Raw genomic sequence first — 24759 nt, 5'->3', positions numbered from 1 at the left:
CCAGTTTCAGCTCTGGCTGTTTTTAATATGAAACAATAATTCGAGGGGTAGGAATTACTGTGGTGCATAAGACACGATGTCGCGGATTTGCAATCCGTGACTTTTCATTAATAAAATTTTGTACTTTTAAATAAAAACACAGATGTCTACAAAATACAAAGCTTTAGATATCGATCAAGCTTACTTTATTACAATTACAACTGTAGGATGGGTTGATATATTTACAAGATTATCGCAAAAAATGGTCATTACAGATTCGTTGAAATATTGTCAAACCCATAAAGGCCTTTCCATTTTTGCCTACTGCCTGATGTCAAACCATCTGCATTTATTTTGTCGTGCAGACGGTACATACACAGTATCTGAAATCATGAGAGATTTTAAAAAATTTACTTCAAAAAAAATAATTGAAACTTTACAATCTGAACCTGAAAGCAGAAAAGAATGGATGCTACAATATTTTCAAAAATCATGTGAGCATTTGTCTAGAGAACAAAAGTTTAAAGTTTGGCAAGATGGCTACCATGCTGAAGAAGTTTTTTCAAATAAATGGATTAAGGAAAAGATAAATTATATTCATCAAAATCCCGTAAAACAGAAAATAGTGACAGAGCCCGAGCATTACTATTTCAGCAGTGCCAGAAATTATGCAGATTTAGATAATGCTTTAGATGTTTTTGTGGTTTTTATGGGGTGACTTCTTGTATGTTGTAGTCACGGATTGCAAATCCGCGACATCGGGTTAATACAATGGATATTTCTATAAAGGTTAAAGAAATACAGAATAGTATTTTGCAAGAAAATAATCCAATTGATTTAAATCACAAAATAAACTACAAATAAAACATCGATGTCGCAGAGAAATAAATGGGCACGAGCGGAACGCACGCTCTAGTGTGGGATGATTTTTGTGTGTCGTCGTCACGGATTGCAAATCCACGACATCGAATGGGAGGTTTTTTTGTTTTTCAGGTTAACTTATTTTTTATTTTAATTATTTTTAATTAGATTGTTTTTTGATTGGCACTATACTTTTATTCAACAAATATGTTCAATTTTAAACCACTATGGACAGAAAAATTCTATTAAATCAATTAGAATTAGCGTATTCTCCTTTAACGGCTTATGAATTCGCAGTTGTAAAGAATGACAAACTAATTGAAAGGGCTTTAGAAAAGTCAAGTTTATATGTTATTGCTCAAAGGCCTGCAATAACATTCGAAAACTTATATCCTGATAATAAAGACTTTAAATTAAATTTTGAAATACATCAGCAAGGGAACCCAAATATTTTAAAATGCGAACTTCCTTTTGACCAAGAAATATTTGGATTAATTGAAGAGGATAAAGTTGAAATTGCCATAAATTATCTTAATGATAATTTAGAAAAAGAAAATCCTTTTAATAACATTCATGGTTTTTCTTTAGTTAATATTAGAGATGATAAAAAAGAGTTTATCGTATGGTTTTCTCCTGAAAAACTATTGCAAAATTGGTGGAAAGGTTTAATTAATTGTACTATTGAAGGAGATTGGAATTCATATTTATCATATCATGTACATTATGTTGGAAAAGCTACTAAACAGAGTATTCTAAAAAGACTGACAGGCCATTCAACACTTCAAAATATACTTTCATTACAAACTCCAGTTACTGAAAAACAACTACCTGCAAATGAAATAGTAATTTTACCTTTTGAATTTCAAGATAATTTACAAATACAATCTTTTAATTCTATGTCTAATATAGAAGATATGGTTGATAGCTTTTTAGGTCACAATTATCCTGACCAAGAAAGAGTTTTTTTAGATGCAGAAAAAGCTTTGATAAAAGCTATAGAACCATCATATAATAGTGAAATGTTTAAAAAATATCCTATAAGTAAAGATGGATTATACTCAGATAATTATAATTCTATATCTTATACTTTCGTAGATCCTATTGTTCTAAAATATAATAGTGGAGAGATTAGAGGTGGATTATCTCATATTGGAGGTGATACGATTTTAATAAGTGACAATACGACCTTCGAATTAATTAAACACTAAAACCAGATATTGCGGATTTGCAATCCGTGACTTTCATCATAATTATTATAGGCACGAATTCCAAATCCGCACTATTACCCAAAAAGAAAATGCTCCCTACCGAAGCAAGAAGCATTTTCAACCCTAATATTTAATATAATTAACCCATTACAGAGAGACTCCTCGTCTCCATGGAATGAAATCATTCTGATTAAGAACGTCTGCCTTGGTTTTTACTGCGCCGCTGGCTACGTTGATGATGAGTTCCAGAAGTTCGTCTGCGGCTTCGGGAATTGTTTTTTCTCCGCTGATCACGGTACCTGCATTGAAATCAATAATGTCTGACATCTTTTCTGCCAAAACCGTGTTGGAAGAAATCTTCACAACCGGCGTAATAGGATTTCCCATCGGAGTTCCAAGACCTGTGGTGAAAAGTACGACTGTAGCACCTGAACCGACTAAAGCCGTTGTACATTCGGCATCATTTCCGGGAGTACACAGAAGATTCAGACCTGGTTTTGTGGCGTATTCTGTAAAATCGAGAACTTCCACGATGGGTGCTGCTCCGCCTTTTTTAGAGGCTCCTGCAGATTTCATGGCATCGGTAATTAAGCCATCCTTAATATTTCCGGGAGACGGATTCATATCAAATCCTGATCCTGCCGCAACCACAGAGGCTTCAAAATCTTTCATCAGTTTCAGGAACTTTACACCGTCTTCATCATTGATGCAACGGTTCACCAACTCCTGCTCTACTCCACACAATTCTGGGAACTCGGCCAACATGGTTGTTCCGCCAACTGCCACCATAATATCTGAAACCTCTCCCAAAACAGGGTTCGCAGAAATTCCTGAGAAACCGTCTGAGCCACCACATTCTAAACCAATGTTCAGTTTGGTAATGGAGGCTGGTTTTCTTTCTATTTCGTTGGCTTTTTTAATGCCTTCATAAGAATCTTTGATAACGCCGGTCAGCATTTCATCGATGGTTCCCGATTTTTGCTGTTCGTAAACCACAATCGGTTTTTTGTTATCCGGAGCCAATGCATGAATTGAATCCATAAAAATCTGTACCTGAAGATTCTGACATCCTAAGCTGAGAACGGTAGCTCCCGCAACATTCGGGTTGTTGACGTATCCTGCGAACAGTCTTCCCAACGCTTCAGCATCCTGACGAATCCCGCCACAACCGCCTTGGTGCGTGATGAATCTTGCATCAATATTTTTAAATATTCTTGTATCCGGTTCTTCTTCTTCCACCTCAACAGTTGCACCACCGTTCAATAAAGAACGCAATAATAATTGATGCTTGCTGGCTTTATCGTGAAGCAATTCTTTTTCAAAAATATCCTTCAGTGTTTCGATATTCTTGTTTTCGCAGAATACTAATGGGAAAAACAGCCAGATGTTTTCTGTACCCACCTGTCCGTCTTCACGGTGGTAACCCATAAAAGTACGGTCTTTCCATTTGTCAACATTGGGTGGAGTCCATCCCAAAGTTCCGGTTTTCCCGACCACTTTTGCACTTTGGTGCTTTACGTTTTCAGTCGTAATCACTTCGCCCTGTCTGATAGATTGGTTGGCTTTTCCAACGATTACACCATACATCAAAATATGGTCGCCATCCTCAAAATTTACAGCAGCGAATTTATGTTTTGCTTTAATATCTTTAAGAATCGTATAATCTGTACCGTCTAAATGTACCGATTCTCCGGCAGGCAAATCCATCAACGCTACAATAACGTTGTCTTTGGGATTTACTTTCAGTACTTTCTTTTGCATGATTTTTTTAAGAATAAAATTGAATAAAATTTTTGTAGGCAGTTTCCATATCATTGTGGTCGATTTCGTACAATGCTTTTGCCACTGCGGCTTTCAGACCTTCAACCTGAGTAAGGTCGGTATCCCAGAACAATTTTTCGCTCAATGCCTGTTCTGAAATGACTTCATAATCTTCGTTTTTCCAGATTTCTTTGAATCTGTTCACGATGGCTTCTTCATCATTCAAAGGAAGAGATTTTTCACCAAAACTTCCCTGATAGAATCTGATTAAACTTGCCAGAGAGAACGTTAAATTTAACGGAAGTTTGTTATTTCTTTCAACATACGTCAGTAAACTCGGAATGACTCTCACTTTAAATTTAGATACAAAATATAAAGCGATGCTTGCCAAATGATGCTTGATGAACGGATTTCTGAATCTGTCGAAAACTTCTTCGGAAAATTCTTTCAATTCAGTTTCATCTAAACCTAAAGTCTGGTTGACTTCGTTAAAAATTGTTTCATTTAAAAAAGTTCCGATAAACTGGTCATCAATCGCTTCTTTTACGATTTCTTTTCCTGCTAAAATTGCCGGAGCTAACATCAATGTATGTCCGCCATTCAGAATTCTTACTTTTCTTAAACGGTATGGCTGAATATCATCCACCACCAAGATCTGTTCATTGATCTGATCGAAAGGAATTCTCTGTTTTAAATCTTCACCTCCCTGAATCACCCATAAAAGGAACGTTTCAGAAACCACCATCATCGGATCTTCATAATCCAGCTGGTCTTCATAAGTTGCCGCATCATCTTTCGGATAACCCGGGACAATTCTGTCTACCAATGTATTGTGGAAGTGATTGCTTTGTTCAATCCATTGCGCAAAATCTTCGTCTAAATTCCAAAGTTGGGCATATTTTAAAATAATATTTTTTAAAACAAAAGCATTATCTTCAATCAGTTCGCAAGGGATAATTCTCAAACCTTTATCGGTCGCTCCATTGAAATGTCTGAATCTTTCATAAAGTAAAACCGCCACTTTCGCCGGGAAATTTTTGTGCGGACCTTCGTAAGTATTTTCAGCTTCGTCGTAAGCAATTCCGGTTTCGGTAGTATTTGAAAAAACAAATTCAAGTTCTTCTTCTTTTGCTAATTCTAAGAAACTGTTGTAATCTGTGTAAGGATTTACTGACTTCTGAATCGCCGATATCACATATTTTTCATCGATGATTTCACCTTTTTTAATTCCTCTTGAAAATAAAGTATACAAATTCCCCTGTTCTTCAAGTTTGTGAACTGAACCGTTTGGCGTAGGCTGTACGTTGACAATTCCTGCGTTGAAATCTGCTTCTTTATTAAGTTTATCTATCACATAATCTGTAAATCCTCGCATGAAGTTTCCTCCGCCGAACTGTACGATTTTGACTGGTAGTTTTGTATCTAATCCGCTGTTTTGACGGTTTAACTGTTGTTTTGTCTGATTTTCCATCTTCTTGTTGATGATTTTTTTAACGCAAAGTCCGCAAAGATTTTTTTGGACAAAATGCTGTATATTTTTAAGTTCGCAAAGGCGTTCTACTTAGCGAAGAACTCCATGTTTTTATTTGGACTGTTAAGAGTCTGCTTAAAATTCATCAAAATTAATTTACCCCGACCCTAAAGTGAGTTAATTTGATGAAATTTTCAAGGCATTTTCCGCCCTTTAGGGTTTGGGGAAAAGAAAAATGCTTTGAAAATTTTAGTTTTTTAAATCTTAAATTTATTTACTGATCACTTTATATTTTGGAACCAATGTTTTCATTACTACCCATGCAATCAAATAAGCGACTGCACAGATTGAGAAAATAATCATGTATCCTTTGTCGATACCATCTGAAACTACTGCTCCTGATTTTTCTAATTGTTTGAAAAAATCATCCGGTAAACGGTCATTGATATACTGAGGATATTTTTCCAGCAAAGGAACTCCATCAACGGTCGACCAGGCTTTGTGAGCGTGGTCAAATAAAACTCCGGAAGATTTATTAATGATAAAAGAACCGATTCCTCCAGCCATTCCGCCAATTCCTGTGATGGTTGCAATGGCTTTTTTAGGGAACATGTCGCCTACTGTTGAGAAAATATTTGCCGACCAAGCCTGATGAGCCGCTCCTGCAATCCCGATAATTAAAACCGGAATCCAATACGTTGCTTTTCCTAAAGGTTGTGCTAAAAGTGCTAACAAAGGGAAAAATGCGAAAATCAACATCGCTTTCATTCTTCCGTTATAAGCGTTCATTCCTTTCTTTTCAACAAAATATTTTGGAAGCCATCCACCAATAATTGACAATAAAGTAATCATGTATAATACAAATAACGGCAATGCACTTTCTGTGGAATCCATTCCGTAGACTGAACTTAAATAAGCCGGAGTCCAGAATAAAAAGAACCACCAAACGCCGTCTGTCATAAACTTACCGAAAGCAAAAGCCCAAGTCTGTCTGTAGCTGAAACATTCTTTGAACGTAAAAACTTTTTCAGGAACTGAAGTATCTTCGTTGGGAAGATCATCCTGATCCTGGTTGATATATGTTAATTCTTCTCCATTGACTCTCTTATGCAAATGCGGCTTTTTGTAAACAAATACCCAAAGTCCCATCCAGACAAATCCTAAAGCACCAATAATGATAAATGCCCATTCCCAGCCCATTGATCTTGCAATAAACGGAATCGTAAGCGGCGCAGCCAAAGCTCCGACTGTTGCTCCTGCATTCCATATACTCGTAGAAAATGCTCTGTCTTTTTTAGGGAAGTATTCTGCAGTTGTTTTGATCGCCGCCGGAAAATTTCCTGCTTCACCAATTGCCAGTACGAAACGCGCAAAAACAAATAAAGTTACACTCGTACTGATGATTGCAGATGTGTTGGAAACCGTACCGATTAATTCTTTAGAACCATGAAAACCGGCTGCCCATTCTCCGGTAAGGATTCCTGAAGTTGCGATTCCACAAAACGCATGTAAAACTGCACCCACAGACCAAACTCCGATTGCCCAAAGGAAACCTTTTTTGGTATCCATCCAGTCAACAAATTTTCCTGCGAATAACATTCCCACTGCATAAAAAATAGAAAATAATGCGGTGATGTTTCCGTAATCGTTGTTATTCCAGTGAAATTCTGGTGCGATGAAGTCTTTCCACGTCAAAGATAAAACCTGACGGTCCAGATAATTGATTGTGGTGGCAAGAAATAACAGCAGACAGATCGTCCATCTGTATTGTGTCGGCTTAAGAGATTTAACTGAACTCATAGTCAATTTATTTATTTTAAAGTCTGAATAATATCCAGCACTTTTTTGGTTTCACTTTCTATTGTCGCATAGTCTTTTGCAAGCATCAATTCTTTGCTTACCAACTTGCTTCCCATTCCTACTGCAGAAACTCCTGCTTTGAACCAGCTGTCAATGCTTTCTTTGGTGGTATCAACACCTCCTGTCGGCATAAATTTCAGATTCGGGAAAACATCTTTAATGGCACTCATAAATCCCGGTCCCAAAGCATTACCGGGGAATAATTTAATAAAAGTTACGCCTGCGGTTTCAGCAGCGATAATTTCTGTAGGAGTCATACAACCCGGACAGTACAATAAGTCTTTTGGAATTAAAAATGCTGCAACTTCTGCCACAAAACCCGGACTGATAAAGAAATCTGCACTTGCTTTGTAATATTCTTCAGCTTGTTTTACATTTTTGATGGTCCCGATTCCGAGAAGCATTTCAGGCATTTCGGCATTACGAACTTCTACCATTTTTGTGAAATTACTCAACGCAGCTTCTCCACGGCTTGTATATTCTACCGCACGGATCCCGGCTTTGTAAAGCGATCTCAATATTTCTAAAGTTACCGTCTCATCAGCATTGTAATAAAGAGGCAAAGCTCCCTGATTGATGATGGTGTTTGTAACCAATTGAATTTTTGTCATTTTTGTTGAATTATTTTGTTAAAATAATCTTTGATGGAGTTTTATCCATCCTTTGGTATGCTGTAACTTCAACACTTCCTTTTTTTATCGCAAAGGGCGCAAAGATTTTCTTTTTAAAACTTGATGTATATTTTTAAGTTCACAAAGGCGTTTGACTCAGCGAAGTCCGCAATGTTTTGTTTAAGCAATGAGCCAATTACCAAAAGCTAACAGCAAAAACTATCTTTTGATGCGCCCTCCGGAATTTCCGTTCATTACTTCTTCAATATCTTCAGCGCTGCAATAATTGATATCCCCTAAAATGGTGTGCTTTATTGCACAGGCTGCATTGGCAAAATTTAAAGCTTTTTCGTCATCGAAATTTAATAAACCATAAATCAAACCTGCTGCAAACGCATCACCTGTTCCGATCCTGTCGACAACATTGTCTATTTCTAAAAATTTAGTTTCAAAATACTTTCCTTCAACCAAAGCTCTTCCCTGCGTTTGCTGAGAACTCGCTGTAACCCCGATTCTTATTTTATCGAAAATTTTATGAATAGAAGGACATTGTTTTTTTAATTCTTCACAAGCTTCCATGAAACCATGCTGATCTGATGAAAACTGAGTTCCCAAAATTTCATTAATCTCATTTACCCCACCGATGAAAATCGTTGAATAAGAAACCAATTCTTTTAAAACTTCATTTCCTTTTTTGCCATATTTCCAAAGGTTGGAACGGTATGCAGGATCTGTTGTCACTTCAATTCCCATTTCACGGGCTGTCAGTAAACCTTCTTTCAAAGTTTTGTAAGCACCCTCAGAAATTCCCGGACTGATGCCTGTCCAGTGGAAATATTGACAACCTTCCAGAGCTTTTTTCCAGTCTATCTGTTCGGGTTTAATGTTGGCAAAAGAACCGTTCAGTCTGTTGTAAGCAATTCTGCTTGCACGGACGGATGCACCTACTTCGAGGAAATATAACCCTAAAGGATGTTCATTTTTATGAATGAAAGTCGTATCAATCCCAAAACTTTTGATGAAAGACAATGCAGATTCTCCCACAAAATCGTCAGAAACATTGCTGATGTGCGTCACATCGCAACCCATTGTCGCCAATGAAGAAGCTACGTTGAGCTCAGTTCCGCCGAAAAAGAATTCCATTTCGTGACTCTGTTTCATTGTTTTGTTTCCGGGAGGTGAAAGCCTCATGATTACTTCACCGAAAGTGACTATTTTATTATTCATTTTCTTAATTTAAATAGACTTTATTCTATTTTTAATTTTGACATTTCTTTTTGGAATCACAAAAGCACAAAGGTTTTTTAAGTTTAATATTTTTTAAGACATAAAACACTTCGACAAGCTCAGTGTGACATTCCTAATACCAACTGTTCATTTCAACGCTGTCATGCTGAGCTTGTCGAGGCATTTCGCGAGTTCCTATTTTAATTATTTAAAAATCGAAATAATTTTTAGCATTATGATAACAAATGTCGGAAATGGTTTTTCCAATGAGTGCCATATCATCAGGTAATTCGCCGTTTTTCATTTCTTCTCCGAAAAGATTACACAATACTCTTCTGAAGTATTCGTGTCTCGGATAAGATAAGAAACTTCTGGAATCTGTCAACATTCCAACGAAACAGCTGATTAATCCCATATTTGAAAGGGCATTCATCTGCTTAATCATTCCATCTTTTTGATCCAAAAACCACCATCCTGAACCGAACTGCACCTTTCCTTTGATACTTCCGTCATTGAAATTCCCGATCATTGTAGCGAAAATTTCGTTGTCGGCAGGATTTAAGTTATATAGAATTGTTTTGGTTAATTTATCTTTTCCGTCTAAAGCGTTTAATAATTTAGACAAAGTTTCAGCCTGTACGAAGTCACCGATAGAATCCCATCCTGTATCCGGACCCAAAATTCTGTGCATTCTTTCGTTGTTGTTTCTCAAAGCTCCCAAGTGGAACTGCTGAACCCATCCAAATTGATGATATGTCTCGCCTAAGAATAATAAAATGGCAGTTTTGAACTGATTGACCTGCTTTTCAGCAATTACTTTTCCTGAAATTTTATCATTGAAAATGGCGCTTACTTCTTCTTCGGAAGCTTCCTCGAACGAAATATTGTTCAGTCCGTGGTCGCACAGTCTGCATCCGTTTTCATGGAAATACTCTACTCTTTTTAGTAAAGCATCGCACAAAGTCTGGTAAGAATTGATCTCAATTCCTGCTGATTCGCCTAATTTAGAAATATAATCTGCGAAGTTGTGATTTTCAATTAAAATTGCCTTATCAGGACGGAAAGCTGTACTTACTTTAATACTGAAATCACTTTTCGCCAAATCCTGATGGTAGTTTAAAACATCAATCGGATCTTCTGTTGTACATAAAGATTCTACGTTCATCATTTTCAGCAAACCTCTTGTCGACTTTTCAGGAGTCTGAAGCTGTGATGTGATGTTGTCGTAAATATCTGAAGCGTTTTTTTCGTTTAATAATTCATCAATACCGAAATAACGCTTTAATTCTAAATGCGTCCAGTGGTACAAAGGATTTCTCAACGTGTAAGGAACCGTTTTGGCCCAGGCTTCGAATTTTTCTTTGTCTGAAGCATCGCCAGTGATGAATTTTTCGTTCACTCCCATCGTACGCATTGCACGCCATTTGTAATGATCGCCCGCAATCCAAACTTTAGAAATATTTTCGAAAACCGTATCTTCAGCGATATCTTTTGGAATCAAATGATTATGATAATCGATGATCGGCTGCTTTTCTGCAAAATTGAAGTATAGTTCTTCTGCGTATTTATTTTGTAATAAAAAGTTATCTGTAATAAAAGATTTCATTTCTGTAAAATTCTTGTGTTATTCATTAGCAGGTTTCCCGATGGTCGCCAAAATACCTCCATCCACATAAATAATGTGTCCGTTGATAAATCTGCTTGCATCTGAAGCTAAGAAAATAGCTGTACCTGCAAGATCTTCGGGATTTCCCCATCTGCCTTCCGGAGTTCTGCTGATGATAAAATCGTTAAACGGATGCCCGTCTACTCTGATTGGTTCTGTTTGGGTTGTCGCAAAATATCCCGGGCCAATACCGTTTACCTGAATATTGTGTTTTGCCCATTCTGTTGCTAAATTTTTAGTCAGCATTTTAAGTCCGCCTTTTGCAGAAGCATACGCTACTACATTGTCACGGCCAAGCTCACTCATCATAGAGCAAATATTGATGATTTTACCGGATTGTCTTTTGATCATGTGTTTCCCAACCAGTTGAGACATGATGAAAGAACCGGTAAGATCTACATCGATTACTTTTCTAAAGTCTTCCACCTCCATCTCAATAGCCGGAACACGTTTGATGATTCCTGCATTATTAACCAAGATGTCTATTTTTCCATGCGTTGCAAGCATTAATGCTACTTTCTGAGCGGCTTCACGCTCGTCTGTCACATCAAAAAGATAACCTGTAGCATTATATCCTTTACTGCGATAATATTCTAATGCTTCTTCTAATTTTGAAGGAGTCGTACTTGTGATTGCCAATTCAGCACCTGCAGAGGCAAGACCTTCAGCCATTGCCATTCCTAATCCGTGAGTACCGCCTGTTACAACAGCTACTTTTCCGGATAAATCGAATAAATTCATGTAGAAAAAATTACTTTAATTCGTTAGTTTTAACAGCGTCCATGTCGCCATAATCCATATTTTCTCCTGCCATTCCCCAGATAAAAGTGTAGTTGGAAGTACCAACTCCTGAGTGAATAGACCATTCCGGAGACAAGACAGCTTCATTGTTTTTCATAAAGATATGACGGGTTTCATTCGGCTGTCCAAGAAAATGACTTAACGCTTGTCCTTCTTCAAGATCAAAATAAAAATAAGCTTCCATTCTTCGGGTATGTGTGTGAGAAGGCATCGTGTTCCAAACACTTCCTTCGTGCAGCTCGGTCATTCCCATTTGTAGCTGACAGGTTTCCAAAACGCTGTTGACGATCAGTTTGTTAATGGTACGTCTGTTGGCGTATTTTGTTTCACCTAATTCTACGATTTCGGCCTCACTTTTAGTAATTTTCTTTGTAGGGAAAGTGTGATGCGCAGGTGCAGAATTGAAATAGAATAAAGTCTGACCTTCATTTCCGTTTTCAAAAACAACCTCTTTTGCCCCTTTTCCGATGTATAAAGCTTCTTTATTTCCAAGTTCGAAAACTTCTCCGTCAACGGTTACCTTTCCGGCAGCGCCAACGTTGATGATTCCCAATTCTCTTCTGTCTAAGAAGTTTTCTGCCTTCAGATCATCAGTAGGTTCCAGTTTCAACGCACTTGTTACAGGCATTGCACCCCCTACGATCATTCTGTCGTACATAGAATACACTACATTGATTTGATCTTCATTAAATAAATCATTGATAAGAAACTCCCTTCTCAAGTCTTCAGTTGTATATTTTTTTACATCTTCAGGATGATGGGCGTATCGAAATTCTGATTTTGTCATACTCTAGATTTTAAACTTAAATTATGGTTTCTAAAAAACCTTTTAAACATTGTGTAATCGATTGCATTAAATTACACTGAATTGTACAGAAATACTTGTCGATAAATATATAGATAATATGTATTCCGTTAACAAAAAATTCATTTAAATTTTTATTAAACTGATTTTCAAGTCAATAAAATTAATATTTTAAAAATTTTCAGGAAGTTTTAAGAATGTACAGCTCGAATTTTTAACGAAATTGAGTAGTAAAGCTTAAAGAAATAAAAATCATGCCACAAAAAACGATTCTGATTGCTGTTATATAATATATATAATGATATTTCAAAAAAAATAAAACAAGAATGTTAAATTATGGCAATTTGGCAACAATTAGAAAATACACATTTTATTCTACTCTTGAAAACTGATAAAAATCACATAATTTTTCAATAAACCATCCCTGAGTGTCTGTTTCGGGAATTTTTTTGTACAAAAAATCTCATTTTTTAATTAAAAATGTTGGATTTATATGTGAAAAATGATTCATTTTTTAATTTTTTTTATCATTCAAACACATACAAACAAAATTCATAAAATATTAAAAATCAATTGTTTAATAAAAATTACACCTTAATAATTTAATAATTTTAACAAATTAGACACTTTCAATTCATAAAAAAATAATATTTTATGCTTTGTGTATTGGAAAATAATATTAGTTTAGAAGCCACAGATAATTATCTGTTGTAAAAATTACGCAATCGATTGCACAAGAATAGCGTAAAACATAAAAACAGACAGAAGTACTTAAAAATCCACAAAAACTAATTGGAAAGATAACCTTTCCAACCCACATTAAACTATATAAGGATATAATAATGAATAAGAAAGTACATTCAATAAAGTGGTTATATTTAACTGTTTTTTTACTTCCGGTACTTGGCTTTGCGCAGGAGAAGGATAAAGAAAAAGAAACCAACATTGACGAAGTTGTTTTAGTTGGTTACACTAAGGTTTCTAAAAAAGATGTAACCAATGCGGTATCATCTGTAAAAGCCGAAGCTATTAAAGATATGCCATCAAACAACGCAGCAGAAGCAATACAGGGAAGATTGGCCGGAGTACGGGTTTCGCTAAGTGAAGGCTCACCGGGTGCTGATGTTGATATCGTAATAAGGGGTGGTAACTCCATTACGGGCAGTAATGCACCTCTCTATATCGTAGACGGAGTGCAGATGGATAACGCCTTATCTATTTTATCCCCAAAAGAAATTGAATCTATTGAAGTTCTGAAAGACGCATCATCCACCAATATCTATGGAGCACGAGGAGCTAACGGAGTAGTTTTGATTACAACAAAAGGAGGTCGTAAAAAAGCAAAAACATCGATTAATTATAACGGATTTTTGGGAGTAAGAAAAATACAAAATACGATTGATGTATTGGATCCTTACCAGTATGTTCTTTATCAATACGAATTGTACAACAAAGCTGGCGTGCAGACAGATATTGATGCTTTTAAGACAAGATACGGTACGTACGACCAACTGGGGAAATATAAAGACATCAAAAAAAGAGACTGGCAGGATGAAGTTTTCGGCAGAGAAGCTTTTAACTTTACTCATAATGTAGGAGTTACGGGTGGATCTGAGAATTCTGCTTTCTCATTAACTCTCAATAATGTACAGGAAGATGGTATTATGATTGGTTCCGGTTTCAAAAGAAACATGGCTAATTTTAAATATGACTATGACATTTCAAAGAAATTAAGTATCGGTCTGAATACCAGATACAGCAGACAGACAATTTATGGTGCAGGAACGTCATCTACAGGCTCTCAAAGTTCTAACAGACTAAGAAATGCTGTAAGATATCAGCCATTTGAGGGAGGTTCTACCGTAAACGTGGATGAGTTTGACCCATTATTTGCAGATCAGACAAATCTTGTTAATCCAGTGTTATTAGCTAATAACGAAGTTAGAGAAAACAGCAGAAATGACTTGTTGCTTAATGGAACGATAGAATATAAATTCAACAAAAATTTCACCTTCAGAAGTGTTATTGGTTATGTGCAGAGAGATGAGTCTGTTAATCAGTTTTCCGGGACGATCACAAGCCTTGCAAGACAAAACAATGATCAACCTGTTGTTTTCCTAAGTAAAGCTCAAACAAGAAGAATTACGAATACCAATACTATAAATTTTAAAAAGACATTTGGAAAGCATAAGCTGGACTTATTAGCAGGACAGGAAATTGTAAAAACAGATGGAGAATCATTGACAATGAATATCAAATGGTTTCCAAAATCGATAAGTGCTGAAGAGGCATTTGCCAACATTCAGTCTGCTTCACCTCCATCGGGATTGGTACAGGATGCTCCAAGAGCAGGAAGAGTACCTGATCGATTAGCGTCCTTTTTTGGTAGAGCCAACTACATTTATAATAACAAATATATCTTTACCGCTTCGATGAGAGCAGACGGCTCCAGTGTATTCGGACCAGGAAACAAATGGGGATACTTTCCTGCTGCTTCTGTAGCATGGAAAATCGCTGAAGAAAATTTCTTAAAGGACAGTAGAACAATCAGTGAGTTAAAGCTTCGTGCAGGATACGGTTTATCCGGAAACAACAGAATCGGTTCTTTCTTATATGATACATTTTTTACTACCTCATCTGATTACGGATATGCTTTCGGAACCAATGTAACTCCCGGTGCTACTACCGGAAATATTCTGGCTAATAAAGGTGTAAAATGGGAATCGGCAACATCCAAAAATATCGGTTTAGACTTTGGTTTATTTAATGGAAGAGTTTATGGTAATATTGATTATTATCAGACCGATACAAAAGATTTATTGCTTTTAGCTAAAATTCCTCAAACCACAGGATATGAGTTTCAATACCAAAACTCTGGAAGTACTACCAATAAAGGAATTGAATTCACTGTTGGAAGTACAATCATCGACAAAGAAAACTTCACCTGGAAAATTGATGCCAATATATCATCTAACGAAAACACAATCAAAAGCTTAGGAAACAATGCATCTGCAAGTGCCAATTATTATCTGTATCCTTCTGGGTGGCAGAATAATTTAAATGACTTCTTGGTACAGGTAGGCAAACCGGTAGGTACTTATTGGGGCTATGTTACAGCAGGAAGATATGAGTTAAGCGACTTTGATTATAATGCAGCAACACAAGTTTACACATTGAAAGCAGGTGTCCCAAGTGCTGCCTCTGCTGCAAACGGAGCAAGAGCAATACAGCCGGGAGATCTTAAACTTCAGGATTTGAATGGTGACGGTGCTATTGATAACAATGACATGACTGATTTAGGAAATGCTCAACCTAAATTCTATGGAGGATTTAATCAGACTTTCCGTTACAAAAACTGGGATATGAGTTTAATGTTTAATTTTTCTGTCGGAAATAAAGTATACAATGCCAATAAACTTGAATATTCTACCCAGTATCTATACAGAGACAACAATATGTTGGCAGAAGTAGCAGACAGATGGAGATGGTTTGATGATAACGGTGTTAAAGTAAATGATCCTACGGCTTTAGCAGCATTAAATGCAAATACTACAGGATGGACACCTCCAGCTGGAGCATACTTCTTACATTCGTACGGTATTGAAGACGGATCTTTCTTAAGATTAAACAACTTAACACTGGGTTATTCACTTGGAAAAGACTTTACCAAGCAGCTTGGTCTTTCAAATTTCAGAATGTATTTCACGATGAACAACGTATTTACCATCACAGGATATTCTGGATATGATCCTGAGGCAAATACAAGAAGAAACCCTTTAACACCTGGTGTAGATTATGCTGCATATCCACGAAGCAGATTTATCTTATCAGGAATTGATATCACTTTTTAAACCTAATATTATGAAAAAATATAAATATCTAAAGCTTTTATTTTCTGTTGCGGGAGTTTTAACTCTAAGCTCTTGCAGTGACTATCTTGAGGTAGAAAGTTTATCCAATACAGCAGAACAACAACAGTTTGACTCTGCTTCAGATACATTTTCTGCATTAGTCGGTGTTTACAACAGTACCATGGGAGATAATACCTATGGTCAAAGAATGAATCTTATCCTTACACAGTCTGGTGATGACTTTAGAACTTCAGGCGATTACAATGCCAATGACAGAAGAGGTATCAGCTGTTTCGGAGCAATTCCTACAAATACAGAACTTCTCAGACCGTTCTTAGATACCTATGCCGGGATTGAAAGAGCAAATCTTGTTATTAAAAACATTCCGATTTCACCGGTTTACAAAACAGGATCTGAAGCAGATAAAAAGCTAATGGATCGTTATTTGGGGGAAGCTTTAACGCTAAGAGCCCATTTCTATCATGATTTGATTAAAAATTGGGGTGATGTGCCTTTTCAGGATGTACCTTCTGCTGATCTTCCTTCGCTGTATCTTCAAAAAACAGACAGAGATGTTATATACGACAAGATGCTTGACGATTTACTGAAAGCAGAAAGCTTAGTTCCATGGAAATCTGAAGCAGGTACTACCGCACAAAGAATTTCCAAGGGAGCGGTAAAAGGTTTAAGAGCAAGAATCGCTTTAGCCCGTGCAGGATATTCTTTAAGAAGAAATCCTCAACTAATGATGCAGGGTTCAAATCCTCAAAAATACTATCAGATTGCTTACGATGAGTGTAAATCTATTATGACTTCCGGTCAACATGGTTTAAATCCAAGTTACGAAGGGATGTTCAGAAATTTACATACCAACACACAGGATGCTACCAATGAAGTGATTTATGCAATCGGAGCTTTCGGAGGAAACTCCAGAACTGACAGTAAAATTGGTTATTACAATGGGTTGAGACATGATGATACAGACTGGAAATCTTCAGGAGGTATCAATGCAATACCTGTATATTTTTATGAATTTACAAAATTCGATTTAAGAAGAGATGTTAACGTTGCCATCTACAGAGTAAGTACTACAAAACAGGAAGATCTTCAAACATCCGTCAATTGGAATGACGGAAAGTTCAGAAAATCATGGACAAGTATTAGCGGAACATCCCAAAATCTTGGAATTGACTGGCCTTTACTCAGATATGCTGACATTCTTTTAATGTTTGCTGAAGCTGATAACGAATTAAACAACGGTCCTTCTCAGGAAGCTATCAATGCCGTTTTATCGGTAAGACAAAGAGCTTATGCCGGTAATTTGGGACAAGTGGGAACAATTCCTACAGACAAAACAGGTTTTTTCAATTATATTGTAAAAGAAAGATCACTGGAATTTGGTGGAGAAGGTCTTAGAAAGTACGACCTGATCCGTTGGAACTTGCTGGAAACTAAAATCAACGAAACAAGACAAAAACTTACCCAATTCATGAACGGTACGGGTATTTATGCTAACGTTCCGGAATATATCTTCTATAAAAAACCTGCGTCTACAATCGTTAACTATGTTCCTTCAAAAACCGCGCAGCAAAACGTTTTAGATATCGATTTTTATACAACCGGCGGCGTTGCTAAAGCTGATATTTTCTACAGCCCTAATCAATCAGTTGCTACCCCTTCGGGTTATACAAAGGTTAACTGGAGACTTGCAGTAACACAACCATACATCAGTGGAGATCCTGTAAAAAGTTATGCACATTTCTTTCAGCCAAATAAAAAAGAATTGCTGCCAATTGCACTAGACGTTATCAACTCTAACTACAATCTTACACAAGATTACGGTTATTAGAACAAAGATACATTCATATTAATTTTGATACAGACTTTCTCCTTCATTGGAGCAAAGTCTGTATTTTCCTAATGAAATTTAATCTATGAAGATTTCAAGTTTTAACAGAAAAATAAAATTTTTATCCCTGTTATCAGCAGTTGTAATCAGTATTCTTTCTTTCAAGGTTGATGATGATAAAACCATCATTGTTTCGAAAGACGGAAAAGGTGATTTCACTAACATTCAGCAGGCAATAAATTCTGTTCAAGATGGAAAAACACTAAGAACAAAAATCATTGTAAAACCCGGAACCTACAGAGAAAAGATCACAGTATCTGCTACAAAAAGCCCCATAAGTTTAATGGGAGAAAATGCAGAAAGCACCATTTTAGTGTACGGCGACCACGCTTCAAAACAGGATGCTGAAGGTAAAAACATCGGCACAACAGGTTCGTCAACTATTTTTATTTTCTCAAATAATTTTTCAGCTAAAAATATCACCTTTCAGAACGATGCAGGTCCCGTTGGACAGGCAGTTGCAGTTTTGACAACAGGTGACAAAATATCTTTTGAAAACTGTAGATTTTTAGGATTTCAGGATACACTTTATACAAAAGGAACTCAGGATAATCCTGATAAAAGCAAAACTTCACGAAATTATTTTAAAAACTGCTATATCGAAGGAACTACCGACTATATTTTCGGAGCTGGAACTGCCGTTTTTGAAAATTGCACAATTTATTCTAAAAAAAATGCGTCTTATATTACCGCTGCATCTACTCCACAGGGAAATGAGTTTGGTTATGTATTTTTTAACTGTACTTTAACAGGTGATGCCGAACCAAATTCCGTATATTTGGGAAGACCTTGGAGGCCATTTGCAAAAACAGTTTATATCAACTGTGCAATCGATTCCACAATAAAAAAAGAAGGTTGGCATAATTGGTCAAAACCAGAAGCTGAACAGACTACTTTCTATGCAGAATACAAATCTCAAGGAGTTGGAGCTGATGTTTCAAAAAGAGTTTCCTGGTCGCATCAATTAACAAAAAAGCAAAGCAAGAAATATAAGGCAAAAAATATTTTAAAAGGAAATGATAATTGGAATTTTAAAGAAAGTTTAAAATAACAACCATAACCTTCACCTAATTTTTTAAATGAAATTAAATCTTAAAAATATAATCTCTTACGCAGGAATTCTAATAAGTCTCTCGGCAACCCTTTCCGCACAGGAAAAGGTTATAAGTTTTCCGGGTGCAGAAGGTTTTGGGAGATATACGACAGGCGGAAGAGGCGGAAAAGTTTTTATAGTAACCAAAATAAATGATGATGGATCTGAAGGAACTTTAAGATTTGCCTTAAACCAGGAAGTAACCGAGATATATCATTTTTAAAATTGCCGGAACTATTTTTCTTGAATCTCCATTAAAAATAAAAGAAGGCAACGTTACTATTGCCGGACAAACTGCTCCCGGAGACGGAATTACCGTTGCCAATTACGAAACTTTTGTAGCAGCAGATAATGTCATCATCCGTTACATAAGATTCAGAATGGGTGACAACAAAAAGTTTGAAGGTGATGCTTTTGGGGCACGATTTATCAAAAATCTGATGGTCGATCATTGTTCAATGAGTTGGTCAACAGACGAAACGGTTTCAATGTACGTTAATGAAAACACCACGCTGCAATGGTGTTTGATTGCAGAAAGTCTGAGAAATTCTGCCCATCAGAAAGGCGCTCACGGATATGGCGGAATTGCTGGTGGTAAATCTGCATCTTTTCATCATAATCTGTATGCCAATCACGATAGCAGAAATCCGAGATTGGGAGAATATGCAGGAAGTAAATTTGCACTGACTGATTTGACGGATTTTAGAAACAATGTAATCTATAATTGGGGACACAACAGCATCTATGGTGGAGAAGGAATGAATGTAAACCTCATCAACAATTACTACAAACCCGGTCCCGCTACAATGAACAAGAAAAGAATTGTTGCTATCGATAAAAATGAAAAACCTGAAACTGAAGTTTACAATATCTGGGGGAAATATTACATCAACGGAAATGTAGTTGAAGGAAGTCCGGAAGTCACAAAAGACAACTGGAATTTAGGCGTTTTTAATCAAATGAAAACTTCATACAATCTAACAGATTCAGATAAAAATTCTATCAAAATCAATCATCCACACGATATTCAGAATAATATTAGAACACATTCTCCAAAAGAAGCTTACGAAAAAATATTAAAAATCGGCGGAGCGAGTTTAGTGAGAGACGCTGTAGATACAAGAATTGTAAAAAATGTAAAAAACGGAACTTTTTCTCATCAAGGTTCGCTCGGAAGCAACAACGGAATCATCGATTCGCAGGAAGATGTAGGAGGATTTCCCGATTTGAAATCAGGAAAAATTCTTTTAGATTCAGACAATGACGGAATGCCCGATGAATGGGAAATCAAAAATAATCTTGACCCGAAAACTACCAGTACCAACGGAAAAGATTTAGATAAAAATTATGATAATATTGAGGTGTATATGAATAGCCTCGTTAAAAAAATAACCGATCATCAATGATACTCACTTAACTTTCAGACCAATCAAATGATCCAAATTAAAAAATAATGTCAGTACAAATAACATCAAACGTATTCAGAATATTTTTAGCGGCAGCCGTTTTCGCCGGCGGTTCCTCTTTCGCACAGAAAAATGTGATCGAAAAAATCCGTAAAAATCCAAAAGCTCCTTTTTCTTACGCTGAATTATCCGTAAAAGAAGGCGGAAAATGGCAGGAAAACGAATATATCGGAGGAAGTTTTAAAAACGTTAATGAATTAACACTTCCCGCAGAACATACTGACCATTCCTACTACATCCGATATGAAGGAATCGGTTTAGAAAACAATCAAATCGGCTACAGACTGTATTTAGACTGGAGAAATGCGACAGATATTTTTGGTAAAAAAGTAAATACTTTAGTTTTACCAGAAGTTGGGCAAGACGGTTTTGAATCTTATCACCACGATTCAACTTGGGGGCAGGATATTTTGAAATCAGGTCGTACCATTGGCGTTGGTTCTTACGGTAGATATGATGAGCAGAATGATTTTGTGGAAACTTTTAAAACTGTAAAAAGCACCACTGCAAAAGTCGTAAACGAAAGTGACAAATCTTTTGCAACCATCGATTACAAAGGCTGGAAAACATGGGGAAAAGCAGTTGACCTTCAGTCTAAGCTGACAATTTTCAATAAAGACCGTTTTGTAAAAGTTGATTTAAGTTTAAATGAAACACTTTCAGGTTTGTGTACGGGGATTGTTGCATTTAAAGACATTCCGATGAAACAGGCGGTCAGCAAAAATAAAAAATGGGGCTACATTGCTACTTACGGAACGCAGACTTTAGCCAAAAAAGACGATAATTTAGGAATGGTGATCTTCTACCCTATCGAAAGTTTCGACAAATATGTGAAAACAAAATCTACGCACACGGTAATTTTTAAAAAGACTAAAAATGTTTCGTATTATTTTATGGGAGCATGGTCGCAGGAACCGAACGGAATTAAAACCGAAACAGAATTTTACAAAGATTTAGATAAAAAATTAGAAATTCTAGATAATAACAATCAACTTTAAAATTGAATACAATGAATTTTATTCGTCAAAAATTAAAAATATATTCTGTTGCTGTTTTAGGTTCAGGAATATTCTTAGCTTGTGCACAGACAAAAACTGCAACTGCTTCGAAACCTTCTTCCGAAACCTTACAATCAGGAAAAGTAGTTCCCACCAATCTAAAATGGTCAGAAAGAATGATGCTTTCAGAAATGCAGAGATTTCCTGAAGCATGGATGCTTGATTTTAGCAAAAGCCCGAAATGGACATATCCTTCAGCCATCGTTTTAGACGGTGCAGAGCAACTTTATATGAAAACAGGTAAAAAAGAATACTATACATATATCAGCGATTTTGGAGAAAAACTGATCAAAGAAGACGGTACTATTCTTACTTACGACCTCGACAAGTACAACATTGATATGCTGAACAGCGGAAATGTGTTGCTTTATCTTTATGAAAAAGAGAAAAAAGAGAAATACCTGAAAGCCCTTCAGACACTTCGTTTACAAATCGATGGTCAACCGAGAACCAACGAAGGTTCTTTCTGGCATAAAAAAATATACCCTTACCAAGTTTGGCTAGACGGTCTTTACATGGGAATGCCTTTCTATACGCATTATACAAAAGATTTCGTAAAAGGTGATGCTGCTGCAAAAGCATATGACGATATTGTTTTCCAGTTTGATTCGGTTCAGAAAAACCTTTTAGACAAAAAAACAGGATTGCTGTATCATGCTTGGGACGAAAGCAAAGAACAAGCATGGGCAGACAAAAAAACCGGACTTTCACCTAATTTCTGGGGAAGAGCAATGGGATGGTACGGAATGGCAATGGTAGACGTTCTTGATTATTTACCTGAAAATCATCCGGGAAGAGCGAGGATTATATCTTACATCAAATCCTATTCTGATGCTGTTATTAAATATCAGGATCAAAAATCAGGACTTTGGTATCAGGTTTTGGATAAGCCTTTGGCTAACGGTAACTATGAAGAGGCAACGGCTTCGGCAATGTTTGTCTATACAATGATTAAATCGGTGAACAAAGGATATCTTCCAAAATCATACAAAGCTGCTGCTAAAAAAGGCTACGACGGAATCATCAAAAACTTAATCACAGTAGACGAAAACGGAGTGGTGAATTTAAATAAATGTTGTGCGGTTGCCGGTTTAGGCGGAAAACCTTACAGAGACGGCTCTTATGAATATTATGTGAATGAAGAAATCCGTTCAAACGACGGAAAAGGAACGGGACCTTTCATTCTGGCAAGCTTAGAATTTGAAAAATAATTAAAAGCTAAGAATTTAGCCTTTGCTAAGTGAAATCGAAAATTCGAAGAAGTCAAACACCTTTCCGAACGAAAAATATTAGGGGAACAAGAAAACTTTTCGCCTATTGCGTTTAAACCCAGATTAAAAATCTGATTTTATGACAAACAAATTTTTAAATATACTTTCAATCACCGCATTTTCAATTGCATCAACTTATCTGAATGCACAGGAAAAACCATACGTATCAGAAGTCTGGACTGCTGATCAGGGAAAAAACTTTAGAAATCCTATTTTATATGCAGATTATTCAGATCCCGACGTTATCCGAGTTGGTGATGATTATTACATGACCGCTTCAAGTTTCAACGAAGCTCCGGGATTGCCAATTCTTCATTCAAAAGATATGGTCAACTGGAAACTGGTTAATTACGCCATTCAGGATGTTTTGCCAAAAGAACATTTTTCTGTTCCAAGAAGAGGAGATGCAGTCTGGGCGCCGAGTATCCGTTTTCACAAAGGTGAATTCTACATCTACTGGGGCGACCCGGATTACGGAATTTACATGGTGAAAACAAAAGATCCGCTTGGAAAATGGGACGAACCTGTTTTGGTGATGGAAGGAAAAGGTTTAATTGATTCTTGCCCTTTCTGGGATGAAAACGGACAGGCCTATTTGGTTCACGGTTGGGCAGGAAGCCGTGCAGGAGTTAAAAGTATTTTGTCATTGAATAAGATGAATCCCGAAGGAACAAAAGTTTTAGATAAAGGTGTTCATATTTTTGATGGTCACGAGGCTCATCCTACGGTTGAAGGTCCGAAAATGTACAAGAGAAATGGCTACTACTATATCTTCGCTCCGGCGGGAGGTGTAGCGACAGGATGGCAATTGGTTTTAAGATCAAAAAACATTTACGGTCCTTACGAAGAGAAAATTGTTCTTGAGCAGGGAAAAACAAAAATCAACGGTCCGCATCAGGGAGCTTGGGTTGATACACCTTCCGGAGAAGACTGGTTCTATCATTTTCAGGATGTAGATGCAGGAGGAAGAATCGTGCATTTGCAGCCAATGAAATGGGAAAAAGACTGGCCTGTAATGGGAATCGACAACGATAAAAACGGAATCGGAGAGCCTGTTTTAAATTATAAAAAACCGAACGTTGGTAAGACATACCCCATCGTTACTCCAACTGAAACGGATGAATTTGATGGTGAAAAATTAGGCTTACAATGGCAATGGAGCGCCAACGAAAACATCGTCTGGTCATCTAAACTTCCCGGACAGAAATTCCTGAGATTATTCTCAATGAAAGTTCCTGAAGGTGAAGTAAACCTTTGGAATGTTCCGAATTTGTTGACTCAGAAATTTCCGGCTCCTAATTTTGTAGCTTCCACTAAAGTTAAATTAACTCCCGAAGACGCCAAAGAAGGAAAAACTGCCGGACTTTTGGTCATGGGATTGGATCATGCTTCAATTGTAATTACCAACAAACCAGACGGATATTATGTTCAGTTACGAAAAGCTGAAAAAGCTGATAAAATGGGTGTAGAAAAATTATTATTTGAGACAAAGTTAAAAGGAAACGAAGCTTATTTTAAAGTCAACGTTAGTGAACCAAACGGAATTTGCACATTCAGCTACAGCGAAAACGGTAAAAATTTCATCAAAGCAGGCGAGCCATTTCAGGCAAAGCCCGGAAAATGGATCGGGGCTAAAGTAGGATTATATTCTGTTAGCACACAGAAAGCAAACCGAGGTGGATATGCAGATTTTGAATATTTTAGAATAACAAAAAATTAATAGGAATATTAAAGAAACCGTAAAGTTTGTCATTCCGGAGGAATCTACAGAGTAGCTTCATTTAATAATTTAGATTCCTCCGGAATGACAAAAAACTGTGAAAGAGTCTACATAAACTCTGCCTTTTCGATTACCCACAAT

Annotated in this window: 18 protein-coding genes; 10 read left to right on the top strand and 8 right to left on the bottom strand. The window is 36.6% G+C overall.

The genetic code is table 11. From position 1 onward, the window contains the following. Positions 1-142: 142 nt before the first annotated feature. On the top strand, positions 143-697 hold the full coding sequence (locus tag ACZZZA_RS08440; RefSeq protein ID WP_463430889.1) for an REP-associated tyrosine transposase: 555 nt from the start codon (positions 143-145) through the stop codon (positions 695-697). A 370-nt stretch (positions 698-1067) separates the two neighbouring features. Further along, entirely contained in the window at positions 1068-2048 is a 981-nt protein-coding gene (locus ACZZZA_RS08435) for a hypothetical protein (RefSeq protein WP_463430887.1), read from the top strand. Between the two features lie 147 nt (positions 2049-2195). Here the strand turns inward: ACZZZA_RS08435 and ACZZZA_RS08430 are convergent, their stop codons facing one another. The 8 genes from ACZZZA_RS08430 to kduI all read right to left on the bottom strand — a co-directional run bounded on the left by ACZZZA_RS08430 (position 2196) and on the right by kduI (position 12232). Then, entirely contained in the window at positions 2196-3809 is a 1614-nt protein-coding gene (locus ACZZZA_RS08430) for a UxaA family hydrolase (protein ID WP_463430885.1), read from the bottom strand. Between the two features lie 7 nt (positions 3810-3816). Next, entirely contained in the window at positions 3817-5280 is a 1464-nt protein-coding gene (locus ACZZZA_RS08425) for a tagaturonate reductase (RefSeq protein WP_463430883.1), read from the bottom strand. Between the two features lie 270 nt (positions 5281-5550). Next, complete coding sequence (locus tag ACZZZA_RS08420; protein ID WP_463430881.1) at positions 5551-7080, bottom strand: MFS transporter; 1530 nt, start codon at positions 7078-7080, stop codon at positions 5551-5553. An 11-nt stretch (positions 7081-7091) separates the two neighbouring features. Then, positions 7092-7751, bottom strand: coding sequence for a beta/alpha barrel domain-containing protein (locus tag ACZZZA_RS08415; protein ID WP_463430879.1), 660 nt, complete (start codon positions 7749-7751; stop codon positions 7092-7094). A 219-nt stretch (positions 7752-7970) separates the two neighbouring features. Then, complete coding sequence (locus ACZZZA_RS08410; RefSeq protein WP_463430877.1) at positions 7971-8978, bottom strand: sugar kinase; 1008 nt, start codon at positions 8976-8978, stop codon at positions 7971-7973. 208 nt (positions 8979-9186) lie between these two features. Then, positions 9187-10584 carry a glucuronate isomerase gene (gene uxaC, locus ACZZZA_RS08405; RefSeq protein ID WP_463430875.1) on the bottom strand — a complete coding sequence of 466 codons (1398 nt, stop codon included), beginning with the start codon at positions 10582-10584 and terminating at the stop codon, positions 9187-9189. A gap of 18 nt (positions 10585-10602) precedes the next feature. After that, positions 10603-11385: a gluconate 5-dehydrogenase gene (locus ACZZZA_RS08400; protein WP_463430873.1), complete on the bottom strand. Its 783-nt coding sequence runs from the start codon at positions 11383-11385 to the stop codon at positions 10603-10605. A 10-nt stretch (positions 11386-11395) separates the two neighbouring features. After that, positions 11396-12232 (bottom strand): 5-dehydro-4-deoxy-D-glucuronate isomerase, encoded by an 837-nt coding sequence (gene kduI / locus ACZZZA_RS08395; RefSeq protein WP_463430871.1) that lies wholly within the window; start codon positions 12230-12232, stop codon positions 11396-11398. 860 nt (positions 12233-13092) lie between these two features. On the opposite strand from kduI, the gene ACZZZA_RS08390 reads away from it, so the two are divergent. The 8 genes from ACZZZA_RS08390 (at position 13093) to ACZZZA_RS08355 (ending at position 24618) form a co-directional block, all read left to right on the top strand. After that, positions 13093-16101 (top strand): SusC/RagA family TonB-linked outer membrane protein, encoded by a 3009-nt coding sequence (locus ACZZZA_RS08390; protein WP_463430869.1) that lies wholly within the window; start codon positions 13093-13095, stop codon positions 16099-16101. Positions 16102-16111: 10 nt separating this feature from the next. Further along, positions 16112-17950, top strand: a complete 1839-nt coding sequence (locus tag ACZZZA_RS08385) for a RagB/SusD family nutrient uptake outer membrane protein (protein WP_463430867.1) — start codon at positions 16112-16114, stop codon at positions 17948-17950. A gap of 85 nt (positions 17951-18035) precedes the next feature. Then, entirely contained in the window at positions 18036-19061 is a 1026-nt protein-coding gene (locus ACZZZA_RS08380; protein ID WP_463430865.1) for a pectinesterase family protein, read from the top strand. 28 nt (positions 19062-19089) lie between these two features. Then, positions 19090-19326 carry a hypothetical protein gene (locus ACZZZA_RS08375; RefSeq protein WP_463430863.1) on the top strand — a complete coding sequence of 79 codons (237 nt, stop codon included), beginning with the start codon at positions 19090-19092 and terminating at the stop codon, positions 19324-19326. Positions 19327-19483: 157 nt separating this feature from the next. Further along, entirely contained in the window at positions 19484-20509 is a 1026-nt protein-coding gene (locus tag ACZZZA_RS08370) for a pectate lyase (RefSeq protein WP_463430861.1), read from the top strand. Between the two features lie 47 nt (positions 20510-20556). Continuing rightward, on the top strand, positions 20557-21567 hold the full coding sequence (locus tag ACZZZA_RS08365; RefSeq protein WP_463430859.1) for a DUF4861 family protein: 1011 nt from the start codon (positions 20557-20559) through the stop codon (positions 21565-21567). An 11-nt stretch (positions 21568-21578) separates the two neighbouring features. After that, a complete protein-coding gene (locus tag ACZZZA_RS08360) occupies positions 21579-22838 on the top strand; it encodes a glycoside hydrolase family 88/105 protein (protein ID WP_463430857.1) in 1260 nt (419 codons plus the stop codon). Between the two features lie 139 nt (positions 22839-22977). Further along, on the top strand, positions 22978-24618 hold the full coding sequence (locus tag ACZZZA_RS08355; protein WP_463430855.1) for a glycoside hydrolase family 43 protein: 1641 nt from the start codon (positions 22978-22980) through the stop codon (positions 24616-24618). The last annotated feature ends 141 nt before the right edge of the window (positions 24619-24759 follow it).

Source organism: Chryseobacterium sp. AC405b (genome assembly GCF_979258685.1).
Note: the sequence above shows the minus strand (reverse complement) of the source record. Positions and strands in the feature narration are given on the sequence as shown.

Coding starts and splice junctions, on each gene's coding strand:
- ACZZZA_RS08440 (WP_463430889.1), top strand. CDS start 143: ATGTCTACAAAATACAAAGCTTTAGATATCGATCAAGCTTACTTTATT.
- ACZZZA_RS08435 (WP_463430887.1), top strand. CDS start 1,068: ATGGACAGAAAAATTCTATTAAATCAATTAGAATTAGCGTATTCTCCT.
- ACZZZA_RS08430 (WP_463430885.1), bottom strand. CDS start 3,809: ATGCAAAAGAAAGTACTGAAAGTAAATCCCAAAGACAACGTTATTGTA.
- ACZZZA_RS08425 (WP_463430883.1), bottom strand. CDS start 5,280: ATGGAAAATCAGACAAAACAACAGTTAAACCGTCAAAACAGCGGATTA.
- ACZZZA_RS08420 (WP_463430881.1), bottom strand. CDS start 7,080: ATGAGTTCAGTTAAATCTCTTAAGCCGACACAATACAGATGGACGATC.
- ACZZZA_RS08415 (WP_463430879.1), bottom strand. CDS start 7,751: ATGACAAAAATTCAATTGGTTACAAACACCATCATCAATCAGGGAGCT.
- ACZZZA_RS08410 (WP_463430877.1), bottom strand. CDS start 8,978: ATGAATAATAAAATAGTCACTTTCGGTGAAGTAATCATGAGGCTTTCA.
- uxaC (WP_463430875.1), bottom strand. CDS start 10,584: ATGAAATCTTTTATTACAGATAACTTTTTATTACAAAATAAATACGCA.
- ACZZZA_RS08400 (WP_463430873.1), bottom strand. CDS start 11,385: ATGAATTTATTCGATTTATCCGGAAAAGTAGCTGTTGTAACAGGCGGT.
- kduI (WP_463430871.1), bottom strand. CDS start 12,232: ATGACAAAATCAGAATTTCGATACGCCCATCATCCTGAAGATGTAAAA.
- ACZZZA_RS08390 (WP_463430869.1), top strand. CDS start 13,093: ATGAATAAGAAAGTACATTCAATAAAGTGGTTATATTTAACTGTTTTT.
- ACZZZA_RS08385 (WP_463430867.1), top strand. CDS start 16,112: ATGAAAAAATATAAATATCTAAAGCTTTTATTTTCTGTTGCGGGAGTT.
- ACZZZA_RS08380 (WP_463430865.1), top strand. CDS start 18,036: ATGAAGATTTCAAGTTTTAACAGAAAAATAAAATTTTTATCCCTGTTA.
- ACZZZA_RS08375 (WP_463430863.1), top strand. CDS start 19,090: ATGAAATTAAATCTTAAAAATATAATCTCTTACGCAGGAATTCTAATA.
- ACZZZA_RS08370 (WP_463430861.1), top strand. CDS start 19,484: ATGGGTGACAACAAAAAGTTTGAAGGTGATGCTTTTGGGGCACGATTT.
- ACZZZA_RS08365 (WP_463430859.1), top strand. CDS start 20,557: ATGTCAGTACAAATAACATCAAACGTATTCAGAATATTTTTAGCGGCA.
- ACZZZA_RS08360 (WP_463430857.1), top strand. CDS start 21,579: ATGAATTTTATTCGTCAAAAATTAAAAATATATTCTGTTGCTGTTTTA.
- ACZZZA_RS08355 (WP_463430855.1), top strand. CDS start 22,978: ATGACAAACAAATTTTTAAATATACTTTCAATCACCGCATTTTCAATT.